The sequence below is a fragment of the Streptococcus sp. 2022WUSS083 genome (assembly GCF_044427155.1).
Taxonomy (GTDB): Bacteria; Bacillota; Bacilli; order Lactobacillales; family Streptococcaceae; genus Streptococcus; species Streptococcus hashimotonensis.
This window is the reverse complement of the sequence record NZ_JAOTGK010000001.1, coordinates 62,029-76,344: the sequence shown is the minus strand read 5'-3', so window position 1 is coordinate 76,344 and position 14,316 is coordinate 62,029. Positions and strand designations below refer to the sequence as shown.

Genomic DNA, 14,316 nt, shown 5'->3' with positions numbered 1-14,316 from the left:
GAATTTTGTAGTGACAGGTTTCATTTGACTTTTTCCTTTCAGTATTCTGGAACCGGTATTCACAGTTCAGCACTTCCATCTAAGGCTAGTATTTCAGCTACTCATCGTTAGTTTTTTTCAAAATACGTCAGTATTCCCTCAAAAAACTGCCTTGATTAGCGAAAAACTATCTCTTATATACAAGCACTTCACTTGTGAATACAGGTTCTTAATTGTTTACAATGATACCTTACTTTTTTTCACTTGTCAACAGAAAAATGGAAATTTTCTGAAAAATCCGAACAATACGGCAATTCGTACAAATCCAGATAATAGAAAACCATGCTCCAATTGAAGCACGGTTCAGGTGTTTAATTCCGTCTAGAACTGCTAAAAATCGCCACTAAGAGAATAGCCCCCAGAACAGACGGCACTACAGCCATACCAGCAAACTGTGGCCCCCAATCACCAAAGAGCAACTGTCCAATCCACGAACCAGCAAGCCCAAGGATAATATTCCCCAGACAACCACGACGGTCATCTGACGAAGTCAAGGCTCCGGCAATCAAGCCAATAATGGCACCTGCGATAATACTTGTTAACATCTTGTTTTCCTCCTATTCTTACAAAATAAGACTGGTTGCCCAGTCTTATACACATATCATTAGATAGCCCACTCACCGTCACGGAAGATTGGCACACGAGTACCGTCTTCACGGATACCGTCAATGTTCATCTTGTTAGAACCAATCATGAAGTCCACGTGAACATCTGAGCGGTTGAGACCAGCTTCTTTCAACTCTTCTTGGCTCATTTCCGTACCACCTTCGATAGAGAAGGCATAAGCTTGACCAATCGCCAAGTGGTTTGAGGCATTTTCATCAAAGAGAGTATTGAAGAAGGTCACACCTGATTGAGAAATTGGGCTCTTGTCTGGCACAAAGGCAACTTCACCAAGACCACGTGCACCAGCATTATCAAAGACCAATTTCTTCATAACTTCATCGCCCTTTTCAGCTGTCACGTCCACGATTTCACCGTCTTTGAAGGTTACTTTGATGCCTTCGATGATGTTACCGTTGTAGCTGAGTGGTTTTGTTGACGTTACATAGCCGTCTGCCACACGGTAGTCAGGTGCTGTGAAGACCTCTTCTGTTGGCATGTTGGCAATAAAGTGTTCACCTTGGGCATTGACCGAACCAGCCGCTTCCCACAAGTGATTCTTCGGCATACCGAGAACGAGGTCAGTCCCTGGTGCTGTGTAGTGCAATTTGACAAACTGCTCGTCGTTAAGCACCTTAGCCTTAGCCACCAAGCGTGCTTCGTGCTCTTCCCAAGCCTTGATTGGATCTTCCTCGTAGATACGGCAAGTCTTGAAGATTTGGTCCCAAAGGAGGTCCACTGCCTCTTCGTCAGACGCTGCATTTGGGAAGACTTTTTTAGCCCATTCCAAACCAGAGGCTGCACCGAGTGTCCAGCTGATTTTGTTAGCTTGGGATGCTTGCCGCATTGGGTTCAAAGCCTGGCTGAGTGCACGAGCGTTGCGAGACAATTTCTCTGGATCAACGCCATCGTAAGCACCTGGATCTTCTGACAAAACAACCAAACGGCTAGCCTTACGCTCCAAAAGGTAGTTCATTTCAGTGATGCGTTGTGGATGAACTTGTTCCAAGAGTTCCACATCGACATTGACCAAACGCTCACGCGCAATCACGTCGTCCAACCAGTTGACCAAGACTTCCTTAGCACCGTGAGCGTAAGCTTCTTTGACAATCAAGCGTGCCAACTCAGCCTGTTCCACACCAATTGTCAACTGCACCGTGTGACCAGGTTGGACATTGATACCTGTTGAAACCAAGAGTTTAGCATATTTTGCGAGATTTTCTTTAAAATTTGGTAATACCATCTTTTTCTCCTTTGTACTTTGAAATACCCTATTATTGTATCATATTTTAAGCTAGACAGATAAAAAAACTTCCTGCTGATACAGGAAGTTGAAAAGGTTAGCTCTGGGAGATAGTTGAAGCTTGGAGATGAAACGAATGGAGTTCGTGTCAACAAGCCGCAGGCATAACCCTGCTCCTCTCTTGTTTTAAGTGAACAGGCTGTAAAACTCCACTGGAGCTTTACACTCATCACATCAAGTCAACAACGTCTGACTTCAATTTTCGCAGAGTAAAGTTTTCAGTTTGCTTTTAGTACTAGCTCTAACTGTCTGGGAGACAGTTAGAGGTTGGAGATAAAGCGAACGAAGTTCGTGTCAACAGCTGAAGGCTGTACTGAAGTACGCCGAAGCGAGTTCAAACAATCCAGTGGATTATTTAAAGTTGGAAATAGGGAGTGAGAAAGAACTCGACTGGTCTAAAAAGAGTTCGTCAACAAGTCTTTATTTCTAGTTGTTGAGCTGAAACAGTCTATTCCCAGACTGTTTCACTCCCACCCCCGCATAGCTCCAAAGGTTCGAGGAACCTTTGGAGGTTGGAGATGAAGCGAACTTTGTTCGCAACAGTCGTAATGGTCAGATTTGAAGTGTAAGACACGAACAAATCTGCCAATCAACCACTGCGCTGAAATGTTGGCACGAACTCCGAGAAGTGGCGCCGGGCTTTTTGCCCAGCCCTCATCTGCCGACGTAATAAAACAAACTGTAAATATGTATACTCAATGAAAATTGAAGTCAGACTAGGCGACGCAGATGTAGATAGAACTTAAGTTCATCACATCAAGTCAACAACGTCTGACTTCAATTTTCGCAGAGTATTAGTTACCAAAAACCTTTACACGGTCCCCATCCGCCATATAGTCTTTGTCTGCTGCTGGAGCTGCGATGCTTCCGAATGGTGCTTGTGCACGGAGTTTCCAGTTAGCTGGGATACCGTATTTTTCAGCAACTTGTGCGTCAACCAATGGGTTGTAGTGTTGTACGTTCATGCCGATATTTTTCTCAGCGAAAGCCAACCATACTGCGTACAAGTTGATACCGTGAGCTTGTTCAGACCAGATTGGGAAGTTTTCAGCGTAAAGTGGGAAGCTTTCTTGCAGGCCTTTAACCACGTCTTGGTCTTCGAAGAACAAGATAGTACCAGCACCAGCCGCAAAACCAGCCAAACGACCTTTTGTGCCTTCAAAAGCTTCTGCTGGCGTTACTTTTTCTAATTCGCTGTAGGCAATTTCATTCCAAAAAGCGTCTGATTCAGCTCCGAAAAGTACAACTGCACGGCTTGATTGTGAGTTGAAAGCTGATGGAGATTCTTTCATGGCTTTCTCAACAAGTGCTACTACTTCTTCATTTGATACAGGTAGGTCTTTACCAAGTGCATAGATAGAACGACGAGTTTCTTGAAGTTTTGCAAAGTTTGACATAGGATTTCCTCTTTTCTTATTGTTACTACATAGTAGTTTTTATCACTATGTAGAGATTATATACCTATCAAAAACATTAGTCAAGAGTTTTGACTTCTTTTTATAAAAAAAACTCACTGCTTCCAAAGAAACAGTGAACAAGTTTAAAACAAATCATCAAAGAGACTGAGCTGGTTATCCTCTGGCATTTTACCGAGGATGCCCATTTCATCCATTTTTTCAACAAGAGTGCTAGATAGACCTCCCCGTTTACGGAGTTCGGTTTTTGAGAGGAATTCCCCCTCGGCACGCGCCGCCACAACCTGCTTGGCTACGTTCTCTCCCAGACCATCCATAGCGACAAATGGTGGTATGAGGGTGTCTTCTTCAATCAAGAAGTCAGTCGCATGGGACTTGTAAAGGTCCAATTTACCGAACTTGAAGCCACGTTCCAGCATCTCATTGACCAACTCTAAGGTGGTGTAAAGGTCCTGCTCAACGTTTGAGGCTTCATTGTTTTTCTTCTTGAGGGCGATTTCTTCCATCTTGGCCTTGACTTTATCTAGACCGCCTGACATGGTCGCCAAATCAAAGGCCTTGGCACGAATAGAGAAATAAGCACAATAGTAGTAGAGTGGGTGATGAACCTTGAAATAGGCAACCCGCAAGGCCATCATAACGTAGGCAGCCGCGTGGGCTTTAGGGAACATGTACTTGATTTTCCCACAGGATTCGATGTACCAGTCGGGCACCTTGTTATCCTTCATGGCTTGGATATAGCCATTTCGCTCTTCCTCGGAAATCTTGAGCCACAAGCCCTTCCGCACCCGCTCCATGATATTAAAGGCCATCTTAGGCGGTAAACCTGCGTGCATGAGATAAACCATGATGTCATCCCGACAACCGATAACCGTGGATAGGTCGGCAATTCCTGCCTTAATCAAGTCCTGAGCATTGCCCAACCATACGTCTGTACCGTGGGATAGACCAGACAGCTGCAAGAGTTCTGCAAAGGTGGTCGGTTTGGTCTCCTCCACCATCCCCCGTACAAAGTTGGTTCCGAATTCAGGAATACCCAACATACCTGTCGGCGTCCCAATCTGCTCTGGGGTAACTCCTAGAATTTCCGTACCTGAGAAGAGGGCCATCACTCCCTTGTCATCAGCAGGAATGGTCTGCGGATCAATGCCTGACAAATCCTGCAACTTGCGAACCATGGTCGGATCATCGTGACCCAGGACATCGAGTTTCAAGACGTTTTCATCAATATCGTGGAAGTTAAAGTGGGTAGTCTGCCAGTTGGCCGTCACATCATCGGCAGGATACTGAACAGGTGTAAAGTCATAGACATCCATGTAGTCAGGAAATACGATAATCCCCCCTGGGTGCTGACCGGTCGTCCGTTTGACACCGGCCGCTCCAGCAGCCAAGCGTTCTACTTCCACATCTCGATAGAATTTGCCATAATCCCGCTCATAGCCTCGGACAAAACCATAGGCAGTCTTAGCCGCAACCGTACCAACCGTTCCTGCACGGAAGGCATTTTCTTCACCAAAAATATCTCGAACATCCAAATGGGCAGAGGGTTGGTCATCCCCTGAGAAGTTCAAGTCAATATCGGGAACCTTGTCTCCATCGAAACCTAGGAAGGTCTCGAAAGGAATGTCCTGCCCATCTTTTTTATACTTGGTCCCACACTTTTCACAATCCTTGTCTGGCAGGTCAAAACCTGAACCATAGGAACCATCTGTGATAAATTCACTGTGTTGACAATTTGGACAGACATAGTGAGGAGGCATAGGGTTTACCTCGGTAATCCCAATCATGGTCGCAACGAAACTGGAGCCAACAGATCCCCGTGAACCCACCAGGTAGCCCCGCTCGTTGGAACGGTGCACCAACATCTGCGATGCCAGGTAAATCACGGCGAAGCCATTACCCAGAATGGACGTCAATTCCTTCTCAATCCGCAGATCAATAATATCAGGCAGAGGATTGCCATAAATTTCAAAGGCTTTTTGATAGGTCAATTCCGCAACTGTTTCCTCAGCCTTCTCAATATAAGGCGTGTAGAGGTCGGTCTTGACTACCTGAACATCTTCAAACCGATCGAGCATGGCATTGGGATTGGTAATGACAATCTCACGCGCCAGACTTTCTCCCAAGAAGGCAAATTCGTCCAACATCTCGCTGGTCGTTCTAAAGTGAGCTTTTGGCAGCGGTGCTGGCTGAGCATTCTCACCATTTCCGATGGTCCAGTTAATCGGTGCCCCTTGACCTAGAGCACGAACAATGATTTCCCGATAGATTTCCTCTTCGGGGTCAATATAGTGAACATTTCCTGTCGCCAAAACTGGCAGACCTGCCCTACGTCCTACCTCAATCAACTGCTTGATAGTCTCTTCAATCTCTGCCATGTCCTTAAACTGCTCCTTGGCAATCATGGGAGCATAGAGGGCAGGTGGCATGACTTCGATAAAATCATAATAGGCTGCCGTTTTAACCGCTTCATCTATCCCTTTGGAGAGCAAGTCATCGAAAACCTCGCCCTCTTGACAGGCTGTTCCCAATATTAAGCCTTCACGATGGGCATTGAGAACGGTCCGTGGAATACGTGGAACTCCCTCAAAATACTTGGTATTGGAAAGAGAGACCAGTTTGAACATATTTTTCAAACCAACTTGATTGATCACATATAACGTGGCATGCTTGACACGAGCCTTCTTATAGGAATCCTCCGCAATCAGCTCCGTATTTAGCTGGTTGAGATTGGTCAAATTGTGCTTCTCCAGAGCATCTTTTAGGAAGATGAAGAGCAGGCGCCCTGTCGCCTCCGCATCGTAGTTAGCCATGTGGTGGTGTTCAAGAGCAACACCAAACCGCTTGGTGAGAGGACCTAAACCATGACGCTTAAAGTCGGGGTAAAGGTTACGAGCAAATTCCAAGGTATCAATGACAGGCTGGCTAATAATAGGTAAGCCTGCTCGTTCATAGTTGACATTCATAAAGCCAACGTCAAAGGTCGCGTTGTGGGCAACCATGACGGAATCTTGACAGAAATCTTGAAACTCACGCAGGACTTGTTCCAGAGGTTTAGAACCGCGCACATGCTCATCAGTGATTCCTGTCAGATCTGTTGTAAATTGACTGAGCGGATGACCTGGATCGATAAACTCATCAAATTCTGCAATGATATTGCCCTTGTGCATCTTGGATGCCGCAATCTGAATTAGGGCATTGTTGACTGCAGAGAGACCGGTTGTTTCCACGTCAAAGACTACATAGGTCGCTTCGGACAGGACTACATCTGCTTCGTTGTAAGCAATGGGCACAGAGTCCTCGACAATATTGGCCTCCATCCCGAAGAGGGGTTTGATTCCAGCTTTACGGGCAGCATGATAGCCATGGGGGAAGGACTGGACATTGCCATGGTCAGTAATGGCCACCGCCTTGTGTCCCCAAGCCGCAGCACGTGCCACCAAGTCCTCAACAGCAGGCAGGGCATCCATGGTAGACATGTTGGTATGAGCATGAAACTCGACCCGCTTCTCACCCTCAGGCATGAGATCTTTGCGGATTTCCTTCTTAACCTCTTGGACTTCCTGTACGTTCATAGTCAAATCACGAGTGAAATTATTGGTTTCCACATTTCCACGTACCCGTAGCCAGTTGCCCTTTTTGACCATATCAAACTTCTGGGCCTCTTCCTCATTCTTAGCCCACTTCTGCAAGGTGAAGGACGAAGTATAGTCGGTCATCTTAAAGTTGATAATGACCCGTCCCGTCTTGGTCGTCTTCTGCTCAACCTCAAAGACCAGCCCCTCAAAGACAATCCGGTTCTCCTCACTATCCACCTCAATCATAGGAGTAATCTCAGCCTTTTCGATATTGACCTTGGCAGGACGATTTTTCTTATATTCTGGGACAAATGGCTGAGCTGCCTCTGGTGGTGGCGCCATTTGAGCCAGTTGTTCAAGGGCCGCCAAGTTTTCTTCATTAGCTTGCTGGTAAATTTCTTCATTTTGCGCATGGAAAATCTCCGCTTGTTGCTGCGTCATTTCCTGACAGACTTGGATGTCCACCGCAAGATTGCCAAAACCAAATCGCTTGTATTGTTCCACAAGATTTGGCAGATGATTCTTCCGAAAATGATCTGTGTCAATGGTTTCAGGACCTTTTATCCACAAAACACCATCTCTATAAGTCACCTCTAATGGCTGAAAAAGAGCCTTGAAGCCTGCACTCTGGCACAAATCTTCCGTAAAAGCTTCTGGATAATAAGCTTCTACCAAACCAGCTTCAAAGGCCTCCGCATCGCTGACAATAGAAAATTGAATCTTATTGCCCACCTTTTCAAACTCCGTCGCCAAACGAGCCTTGAAGAGTTGATAGTCCATGAGCGGCAAGGGGGTTTCAAAACGGAAGGTAAATTCCCAGAGTTTGCTGACCTTGTGCAAGACTACTTTCTCAATCGTTGCAGTCGAAAAAGCCCCTGATTGTCGTGCATCAAGAGGCATTCCGATTTGTTGTAGCAAGAGTTGAAACTTATCTGACATACTTATTTCCTTTGTAGTTCGTTAGAAACATTTTACCATAAATGAAAGAATTTTTCTTGGACTAAGCCAGGGACTTTTCTGGCAGGACACCACCATTTAAACTGGGAGTGGGACAGAACTCGACCAATCTAAAAAGTTCGTCAACAAGTCTTTATTTCTAGTTGTTGAGCTGAAACAGTCTATCCCCAGACTGTTTCACTCCCACCCCCGCATAGCTCCAAAGGTTCGGGGAACCTTTGGAGGTTGGAGATGAAGCGAACTTTGTTCGCAACAGTCGTGATGGTCAGATTTGGAGTGTGAAACACGAACAAATCTGCCAATCAACCACTGCGCTGAGATGTTGACACTAACTTTGAGAAGCGTGGCAGGACTTTTTGCCCAGCCCTTTCGTGTTATAATAGAGATAGAAGAAGGTAGTTGCGTCAACAACTACCCAACGTAGAACCGTTAAAAAGACGGTGGCTCGTATTTTATTTGCTAAAAGAAATAGCCGTTACTTGCCAAAGTATGGACGGCTATTTCTTTTGGTCATTTTCTTTGAAGATTTTATAGCACAAGCTGACTAAAGCAATGGTAAAGCTACCTAAAGCTAGAATCGTTTGTACAACTTCAAAAGCTGAAACTAGCCCCGACGTTTTATTTTATAGGTATGAAATCCCCAGTATGCCACTGCCTTTTAAACTTGCTTTTTCAAGCTTTCGTGTTATAATAGAAATAGAAAAAGGCAGTTGCGCTAACAACTACCCAACGTAGAACCGTTAAAAAGACGGTGGCTCATTAATTTTAGCTAAAGAAATAGCCGTTACTTGCCAAAGTATGGACGGCTATTTCTTTTGGTCATTTTCTTTGAAGATTTTATAACACAAGCTGACTAAAGCAATGGTAAAGCTACCTAAAGCTAGAATCGTTTGTACAACTTCAAAAGCTGTCAAAAGAATGCTCCCCCCTTCTGTTAGATTTTGATGAATTGCCCATAGGCATCACCTCACTTTCAGAAAATCGAAAGCCACCGTCTTCACTTTTCTACTAAATAATTATACCATAAACTTGATAAAAATATGAACACAGAACAAAATCCTCAGAGTGCTTTCCGAGGATTTTGTTTATTTATATTGTGAATTTTTCAATACCTAGTTATTCCAGCGTACTTACTGAACATAAATACGACAAGATTGACCTGATAAACTTTCTATAAGTGGCTTACCTGTATTTACATTTGTAAATTGTTCTAAAGCTAATGTAGCAAGCTTTTTAAGATTTTTTAGTTCAAACCAAGTATAATTTGACTGACTTTCTTGGATCGTATCAAACTGTGACGGATTTTGATATGCATTACTTGGTGTCTTACTATGGAACTCTCCAAAGTCATCAACTTCCGCAATAAAGTCGTCCGAGAAGTCTCCTAGTGTCATGATGAGTTGGTCTGGTTGTTTATTTTTACCTACCTTTGTCACATTTTCAGTCGGCACTGTAAACAAAACTCTGCCGCCGTTATTTATTGCGTGATTATAGTGTGCATCTAAAACATCTTTAGCAGACATACCGTTCAATCTGTCTCCCAATTTATAGGCTATAATATCTATAGTTGGATTAGTTACTACGTGATTATTCATCCCTACTCTCCTTTCCATCTCACTCCTACTGCCAATCCGAGCATACCCAATCCTGCTCCGTTGTCGCCACTCCCGTATCAATGGCTTGCGCTACTTGACTGGCTTCATCAACCACTGCCTGCGCATCTGCACATCCTGAGCAGTGACCGGTTGGCTACTGGTCGTCGAACTGACAGCTTCCGCCTCTGCTGGACGAGTCCGGTCAATTGTTTTTTCTTTGTCATCTTATCATCCTTCTGAATCGTTTTATGACAAACTTTTTGTTTATCAGTGCCATTCTCCTCCCTGAACATTTTTGTCAAGGTATTTTGTCTAAAAAATAGAAAGAGTGCACGAAAAACCTCTATGGGAAAAACCCTAGAGGTGGATGTTCTATGAAAAGAGGAACCTACCAAGCCGCAGCTTCTGTCGGTGCTTCTAAAAAATCCAGCCATTTTCGATCCTTGACACGACAGAGGGTGACAGAAATTCCTCCCATATCAAGACTGGTCATAAATTTACCTGTTTTTATATAGGAAAGCTGTAAACCTTCTAGCTCTAGAAATTGGCAAATGTCATTCAAAAAGATTCCTTGCTCAACCTCAGACATAGATCCAAGATTATTGACCAGAAGAATATAGTCTTCCCCCTCCTTCCAGCGGAATTTTAATTTTAATTTGTTCACAATTTCGTTGGCTAACTGCTCAGAGGATTCAAAACGAACGGTCCGATAGCCTTCTTCTCCATGGATACCGATGCCGTAAGATATTTGTCCCTCCTCCAAATCAAACAAAGGCAGGGCAGCATTGGGCAAATAGGCCGACTTGGTTGCAAAACCGATGGTCGCAATTTCTGTTGCCAAAGACAGTCCCAGCTGTTCCAATTCATCCAGGCTATAGCCAGTAAGGGCAGCAGCTCCTAATATCTTATGAAGTAGAATGGTCCCTGCAAGCCCCCTATGCCGCATACGGAAATTATTCTTAGTATCGACCGAAATATCGTCATGGGATACGATGTACTTGACTGCAATTCCCTCCTGCCGAGCCAATTCGATGGCTTTTCTAAAAGAGACAAGGTCTGCCTCAAAGTTTTTTACAATCAGAAAAACTCCCTTGCCCTTATCTACTGCACGAATGGCTGCCAGGACTTCTTCAGCAGTTGGTGGAGTAAAAATCTCTCCGTAGACTGCTGCAGTCAGCATTCCTTTACCGACGAAGCCAACATGGGCTGGTTCATGACCAGAACCACCGCCAGAAACAATCGGAATCTGTTCCCCATTTTGTCTTCTTTGCAGAACAATCGGAAGCCCCTTCACTTTCTTCACTTTAGGATTGGTTCGACAGAAACCATCCAAATAATCTTCAATAATTGTTGCCTGTCTATTTCTAATAAACACCATATATTAACTCCTACAAAATCAAAAACGACTCGCGAACAAGAGCCACCATTTGCTTCCAATAACTGTGAATCTGACAAGGCGACTGCGTCAGTCCTTCCTTTATCAGTCCAATCCAAGCATTAGCATGATAGAGAATCAAAAAATGCTTATCCTGTTGGGAAATCATTTTCCCCTCCTGAAGCTGGTATTCGTTGATAATTTTCTCCATCAAAACCATAAAGTAGCCTTCTAAATAGCTGACAAAATCATTTTGCCCCTTAATCTCAAAGAGTTGCCTATAGAAAGATTGGTTACTCTCGATGTAGTACAAGAGCTCATCCAGAAGCTTGATTCCACTAATATAGGTCAGATTGTCAGTTACCTGCTCCTGCAATTCTGTTTCAAATATCCAGTCCAGTAACTCATACTTGTCTAAAAAATGGTTGTAAAAGGTTTGACGACGAATCCCTGCTTCCTGCATGATGTCGACAACTGAGATTTTATCAAAGGATTTTAGGGATAGCTGTTTTTTAAAAGCCTTTGCAATCCTTTTCTTTGTAATCAACGAGGTTGGCATATGTCACTTCCTTTCGCTTCCTCTTTATTATACCCTATCATGCTTTTCTTTGGAACAAAAGGGACACTTTGGACAATCTGTCCCTTCCTTTTTTCTTTCGGACAACGTAAAATGAAAGCGCAAACAAAAAAACAAAGGAGTTTTCTCATGAAAAAAATTATCAATCAACCCGAACATGTCGTTGATGAAATGTTAAAAGGACTTGTCTTTATGCACCAAGATCTTGTCGATCAAATCGATGGATTTGATGTAATTATCCGCAAGGCCGAAAAATCTGGTAAAGTCGGCATCATCTCAGGAGGTGGCTCTGGTCATGAACCTTCTCATGCAGGCTTTGTCGGCAAGGGCATGTTGTCTGCCGCTGTATGTGGCGCAGTATTTACCTCACCAACCCCAGACCAAATCTTGGAAGCCATCAAGGCTGCTGACGAGGGAGCGGGCGTCTTTATGGTCATCAAAAACTACTCTGGCGACATCATGAACTTTGAGATGGCGCAAGAATTGGCGGAAATGGAGGGCATCGAAGTAGCCAGTGTCGTTGTGGACGATGACATCGCTGTGGAAAATAGCCTCTATACCCAAGGCCGTCGTGGGGTAGCAGGTACCATCCTTGTCCACAAGATTCTCGGTCACGCTGCAACAACTGGCAAATCCCTAGCAGAAATCAAGGAACTGGCTGACCGTCTCGTCCCACAAATCAAGACTATCGGCTTAGCCCTATCAGGCGCTACTGTACCAGAAGTGGGCAAACCAGGCTTCGTCCTTGAAGAAGATGAATTTGAATATGGTGTCGGTATCCATGGCGAACCTGGCTATAAGAAAGAAAAACTCCAACCATCTGCTAAATTGGCTGAAGAATTAGTTGACAAATTGGCTGAAGGCTTCGATATTCAAGATGGCGAGCACTATGGTGTCCTTATCAACGGTCTCGGCGCTACCCCTCTGATGGAGCAATATGTCTTTGCCAACGACGTTGCTCAATTGCTGGCTAAAAAAGGTGTTGTCGTTGACTACAAGAAAATCGGTAACTACATGACATCGATTGATATGGCTGGACTGTCATTGACCTTAATCAAACTAGAAGACCCAAGCTGGATTGACGCTTTGCAGGCACCTGTTGAAGTGGTAGCTTGGTAGGAGAAAGACTATGGATGCAAAACAAGCATTACTCTGGATGGAGACATTCAACAAGAAAATTCAAGAAAACAAAGATTATTTGAGTGAGCTTGACTCTCCAATCGGAGATGGAGATCACGGGGGCAACATGGCGCGAGGAATGGCTGCCGTCATGCAGGAGCTATCTGAAAAAGACTATGAGACTGCCGACCAAGTCTTTAAGGTGGTTGCCATGCAACTTCTCAGCAAGGTTGGCGGTGCTTCCGGTCCTCTCTACGGCTCTGCCTTTATGGGTATTACCAAAGCCAGTCAAGCCGGCACTGATTTGGCAGACATGCTACAAGCAGGTTTGGACATGATCCAAAAACGCGGCAAGGCTGAATTAGGCGAGAAAACCATGGTAGACGTCTGGATTCCTGTTATTTCTGCCCTAAGAGAAAGCCAGCTGACAACGGAAATTATCCATAAAGCCGTTCAAGGAACAAAGAATATTGCTGCAACCAAGGGACGCGCGTCCTATGTTGGAGAAAGGTCTATTGGACACATTGACCCAGGCTCTTTCTCATCTGGACTTCTCTTTGAAGCCATGTTGGAGGCAGGACTATGACAAAGGTTGGTATCTTACTCGTATCCCATTCAAAAAATTTGGCACAGGGAATCATTGACCTAGTATCTGAAGTCGCCAAAGATATTCCCATCACCTACTGTGGCGGACTAGAAGATGGTAGCATCGGTACTAGCTTTGAAATCGTACAAGAGCGAGTTGAAGCAAACCCTGCTGATACCCTCCTTGCCTTTTTCGACCTAGGTAGCGCCCGAATGAACATGGAACTTGCTGCCGATTTTACAGACAAACAAATTCTTATCCAAACCGTACCAGTCGTCGAAGGTTGCTATACTGCCGCAGCTCTCTTACAGGCTGGAGCTGACTTGGAGACTATTCTTGAACAATTAAAAGAACTGACAATCAATAAATAGGAGGTCATTATGAATCTGATTGGAGAATTACTTGGAACTTTCATACTAGTATTACTTGGAAACGGTGTGGTTGCATCCTGCATCCTCTCTAAAACCAAGGCTGAAAATAGCGGCTGGCTGACCATCGTACTAGGATGGGGCATCGCTGTAACAATTGCCGTCTACGTATCAGGAATTTTTGGACCTGCCCACCTGAATCCAGCTGTCACTATCGCAATGGCATCTATCGGCTCCCTACCATGGGCTCAAGTCCCAGGCTTCCTACTTGCCCAATTTGCTGGAGCAATGTTGGCATCCATCGTCCTCTATCTCCATTTCTACCCACATTGGCAGGAAACAAAAGATAGTGGAACGATTCTTGCAACATTTTCTACTGGTCCTGCATTGCGCCACACAGCCTCAAATCTTTTCGGTGAAGTTCTAGGCACCGCAGTGCTTGTCATGGGTATTCTCGCGATTGGCCCTAACAATGTCAGCGCTGGCCTCGGCCCAATCATCGTGGGACTCATCGTATTTGCCATCGGTTTCTCGCTTGGTTCAACAACCGGCTATGCCATCAACCCGGCCCGCGACCTCGGTCCTCGCATCATGCATGCCATCCTACCAATTCCAAACAAGGGAGATTCTGATTGGTCCTATAGCTGGATCCCAGTTGTCGGCCCAATTCTCGGTGGTGTCATCGGTGCCATCCTCTACAACCTCCTACTAAATATGTTATAAAAAAAAAATAGGCTTGGGTGACTAGAACCAAGCCTACTTTTTTATATCATCGTTTCGTATACTTTTAGTACCGGGCAA

The 14,316-nt window shown here is 44.7% G+C and carries 13 protein-coding genes; 4 read left to right on the top strand and 9 right to left on the bottom strand.

Features of this window, described 5'->3' with window-relative positions; genetic code table 11:
• Window positions 1-350 precede the first annotated feature (350 nt).
• The 9 genes from ODU41_RS00350 to dhaS form a co-directional block, all read right to left on the bottom strand.
• Window positions 351-584 carry a GlsB/YeaQ/YmgE family stress response membrane protein gene (locus tag ODU41_RS00350; RefSeq protein WP_044670797.1) on the bottom strand — a complete coding sequence of 78 codons (234 nt, stop codon included), beginning with the start codon at window positions 582-584 and terminating at the stop codon, window positions 351-353.
• A 59-nt stretch (window positions 585-643) separates the two neighbouring features.
• Window positions 644-1,885 (bottom strand): aminopeptidase, encoded by a 1,242-nt coding sequence (locus ODU41_RS00345; protein WP_398578524.1) that lies wholly within the window; start codon window positions 1,883-1,885, stop codon window positions 644-646.
• An 854-nt stretch (window positions 1,886-2,739) separates the two neighbouring features.
• Window positions 2,740-3,342, bottom strand: coding sequence for a nitroreductase family protein (locus tag ODU41_RS00340; RefSeq protein WP_074391620.1), 603 nt, complete (start codon window positions 3,340-3,342; stop codon window positions 2,740-2,742).
• A gap of 143 nt (window positions 3,343-3,485) precedes the next feature.
• Window positions 3,486-7,877 carry a PolC-type DNA polymerase III gene (locus ODU41_RS00335; RefSeq protein WP_074391619.1) on the bottom strand — a complete coding sequence of 1,464 codons (4,392 nt, stop codon included), beginning with the start codon at window positions 7,875-7,877 and terminating at the stop codon, window positions 3,486-3,488.
• A 515-nt stretch (window positions 7,878-8,392) separates the two neighbouring features.
• Complete coding sequence (locus tag ODU41_RS00330; protein WP_074391932.1) at window positions 8,393-8,473, bottom strand: putative holin-like toxin; 81 nt, start codon at window positions 8,471-8,473, stop codon at window positions 8,393-8,395.
• Window positions 8,474-8,701: 228 nt separating this feature from the next.
• The gene (locus ODU41_RS00325) at window positions 8,702-8,845 is read right to left on the bottom strand and encodes a putative holin-like toxin (protein ID WP_290438324.1); all 144 of its coding nucleotides are present in this window, start codon (window positions 8,843-8,845) and stop codon (window positions 8,702-8,704) included.
• 180 nt (window positions 8,846-9,025) lie between these two features.
• Window positions 9,026-9,490 (bottom strand): hypothetical protein, encoded by a 465-nt coding sequence (locus tag ODU41_RS00320; RefSeq protein WP_074391617.1) that lies wholly within the window; start codon window positions 9,488-9,490, stop codon window positions 9,026-9,028.
• Between the two features lie 388 nt (window positions 9,491-9,878).
• Window positions 9,879-10,868, bottom strand: a complete 990-nt coding sequence (dhaQ, locus tag ODU41_RS00315) for a DhaKLM operon coactivator DhaQ (RefSeq protein WP_398578523.1) — start codon at window positions 10,866-10,868, stop codon at window positions 9,879-9,881.
• 10 nt (window positions 10,869-10,878) lie between these two features.
• Window positions 10,879-11,424 carry a dihydroxyacetone kinase transcriptional activator DhaS gene (gene dhaS / locus ODU41_RS00310; RefSeq protein WP_024414109.1) on the bottom strand — a complete coding sequence of 182 codons (546 nt, stop codon included), beginning with the start codon at window positions 11,422-11,424 and terminating at the stop codon, window positions 10,879-10,881.
• 147 nt (window positions 11,425-11,571) lie between these two features.
• Here dhaS and dhaK point away from each other — a divergent pair, with 147 nt between their 5' ends.
• From dhaK to ODU41_RS00290, 4 genes are read left to right on the top strand one after another with little or no spacing between them, the layout of a single operon-like run.
• A complete protein-coding gene (gene dhaK / locus ODU41_RS00305) occupies window positions 11,572-12,561 on the top strand; it encodes a dihydroxyacetone kinase subunit DhaK (RefSeq protein WP_024414108.1) in 990 nt (329 codons plus the stop codon).
• 10 nt (window positions 12,562-12,571) lie between these two features.
• Window positions 12,572-13,147 carry a dihydroxyacetone kinase subunit DhaL gene (gene dhaL, locus ODU41_RS00300; RefSeq protein WP_074391614.1) on the top strand — a complete coding sequence of 192 codons (576 nt, stop codon included), beginning with the start codon at window positions 12,572-12,574 and terminating at the stop codon, window positions 13,145-13,147.
• Window positions 13,144-13,518, top strand: a complete 375-nt coding sequence (gene dhaM / locus ODU41_RS00295) for a dihydroxyacetone kinase phosphoryl donor subunit DhaM (RefSeq protein WP_002938758.1) — start codon at window positions 13,144-13,146, stop codon at window positions 13,516-13,518. The genes dhaL and dhaM overlap by 4 nt, the downstream gene beginning before the upstream one ends.
• A 9-nt stretch (window positions 13,519-13,527) precedes the next feature.
• A complete protein-coding gene (locus tag ODU41_RS00290; RefSeq protein WP_136581583.1) occupies window positions 13,528-14,238 on the top strand; it encodes an MIP/aquaporin family protein in 711 nt (236 codons plus the stop codon).
• Window positions 14,239-14,316 lie beyond the last annotated feature (78 nt).

Excerpts from the sequence above, each read along its gene's own strand:
- ODU41_RS00350 (WP_044670797.1), bottom strand. The coding sequence starts at position 584 with ATGTTAACAAGTATTATCGCAGGTGCCATTATTGGCTTGATTGCCGGA.
- ODU41_RS00345 (WP_398578524.1), bottom strand. The coding sequence starts at position 1,885 with ATGGTATTACCAAATTTTAAAGAAAATCTCGCAAAATATGCTAAACTC.
- ODU41_RS00340 (WP_074391620.1), bottom strand. The coding sequence starts at position 3,342 with ATGTCAAACTTTGCAAAACTTCAAGAAACTCGTCGTTCTATCTATGCA.
- ODU41_RS00335 (WP_074391619.1), bottom strand. The coding sequence starts at position 7,877 with ATGTCAGATAAGTTTCAACTCTTGCTACAACAAATCGGAATGCCTCTT.
- ODU41_RS00320 (WP_074391617.1), bottom strand. The coding sequence starts at position 9,490 with ATGAATAATCACGTAGTAACTAATCCAACTATAGATATTATAGCCTAT.
- dhaQ (WP_398578523.1), bottom strand. The coding sequence starts at position 10,868 with ATGGTGTTTATTAGAAATAGACAGGCAACAATTATTGAAGATTATTTG.
- dhaS (WP_024414109.1), bottom strand. The coding sequence starts at position 11,424 with ATGCCAACCTCGTTGATTACAAAGAAAAGGATTGCAAAGGCTTTTAAA.
- dhaK (WP_024414108.1), top strand. The coding sequence starts at position 11,572 with ATGAAAAAAATTATCAATCAACCCGAACATGTCGTTGATGAAATGTTA.
- dhaL (WP_074391614.1), top strand. The coding sequence starts at position 12,572 with ATGGATGCAAAACAAGCATTACTCTGGATGGAGACATTCAACAAGAAA.
- dhaM (WP_002938758.1), top strand. The coding sequence starts at position 13,144 with ATGACAAAGGTTGGTATCTTACTCGTATCCCATTCAAAAAATTTGGCA.
- ODU41_RS00290 (WP_136581583.1), top strand. The coding sequence starts at position 13,528 with ATGAATCTGATTGGAGAATTACTTGGAACTTTCATACTAGTATTACTT.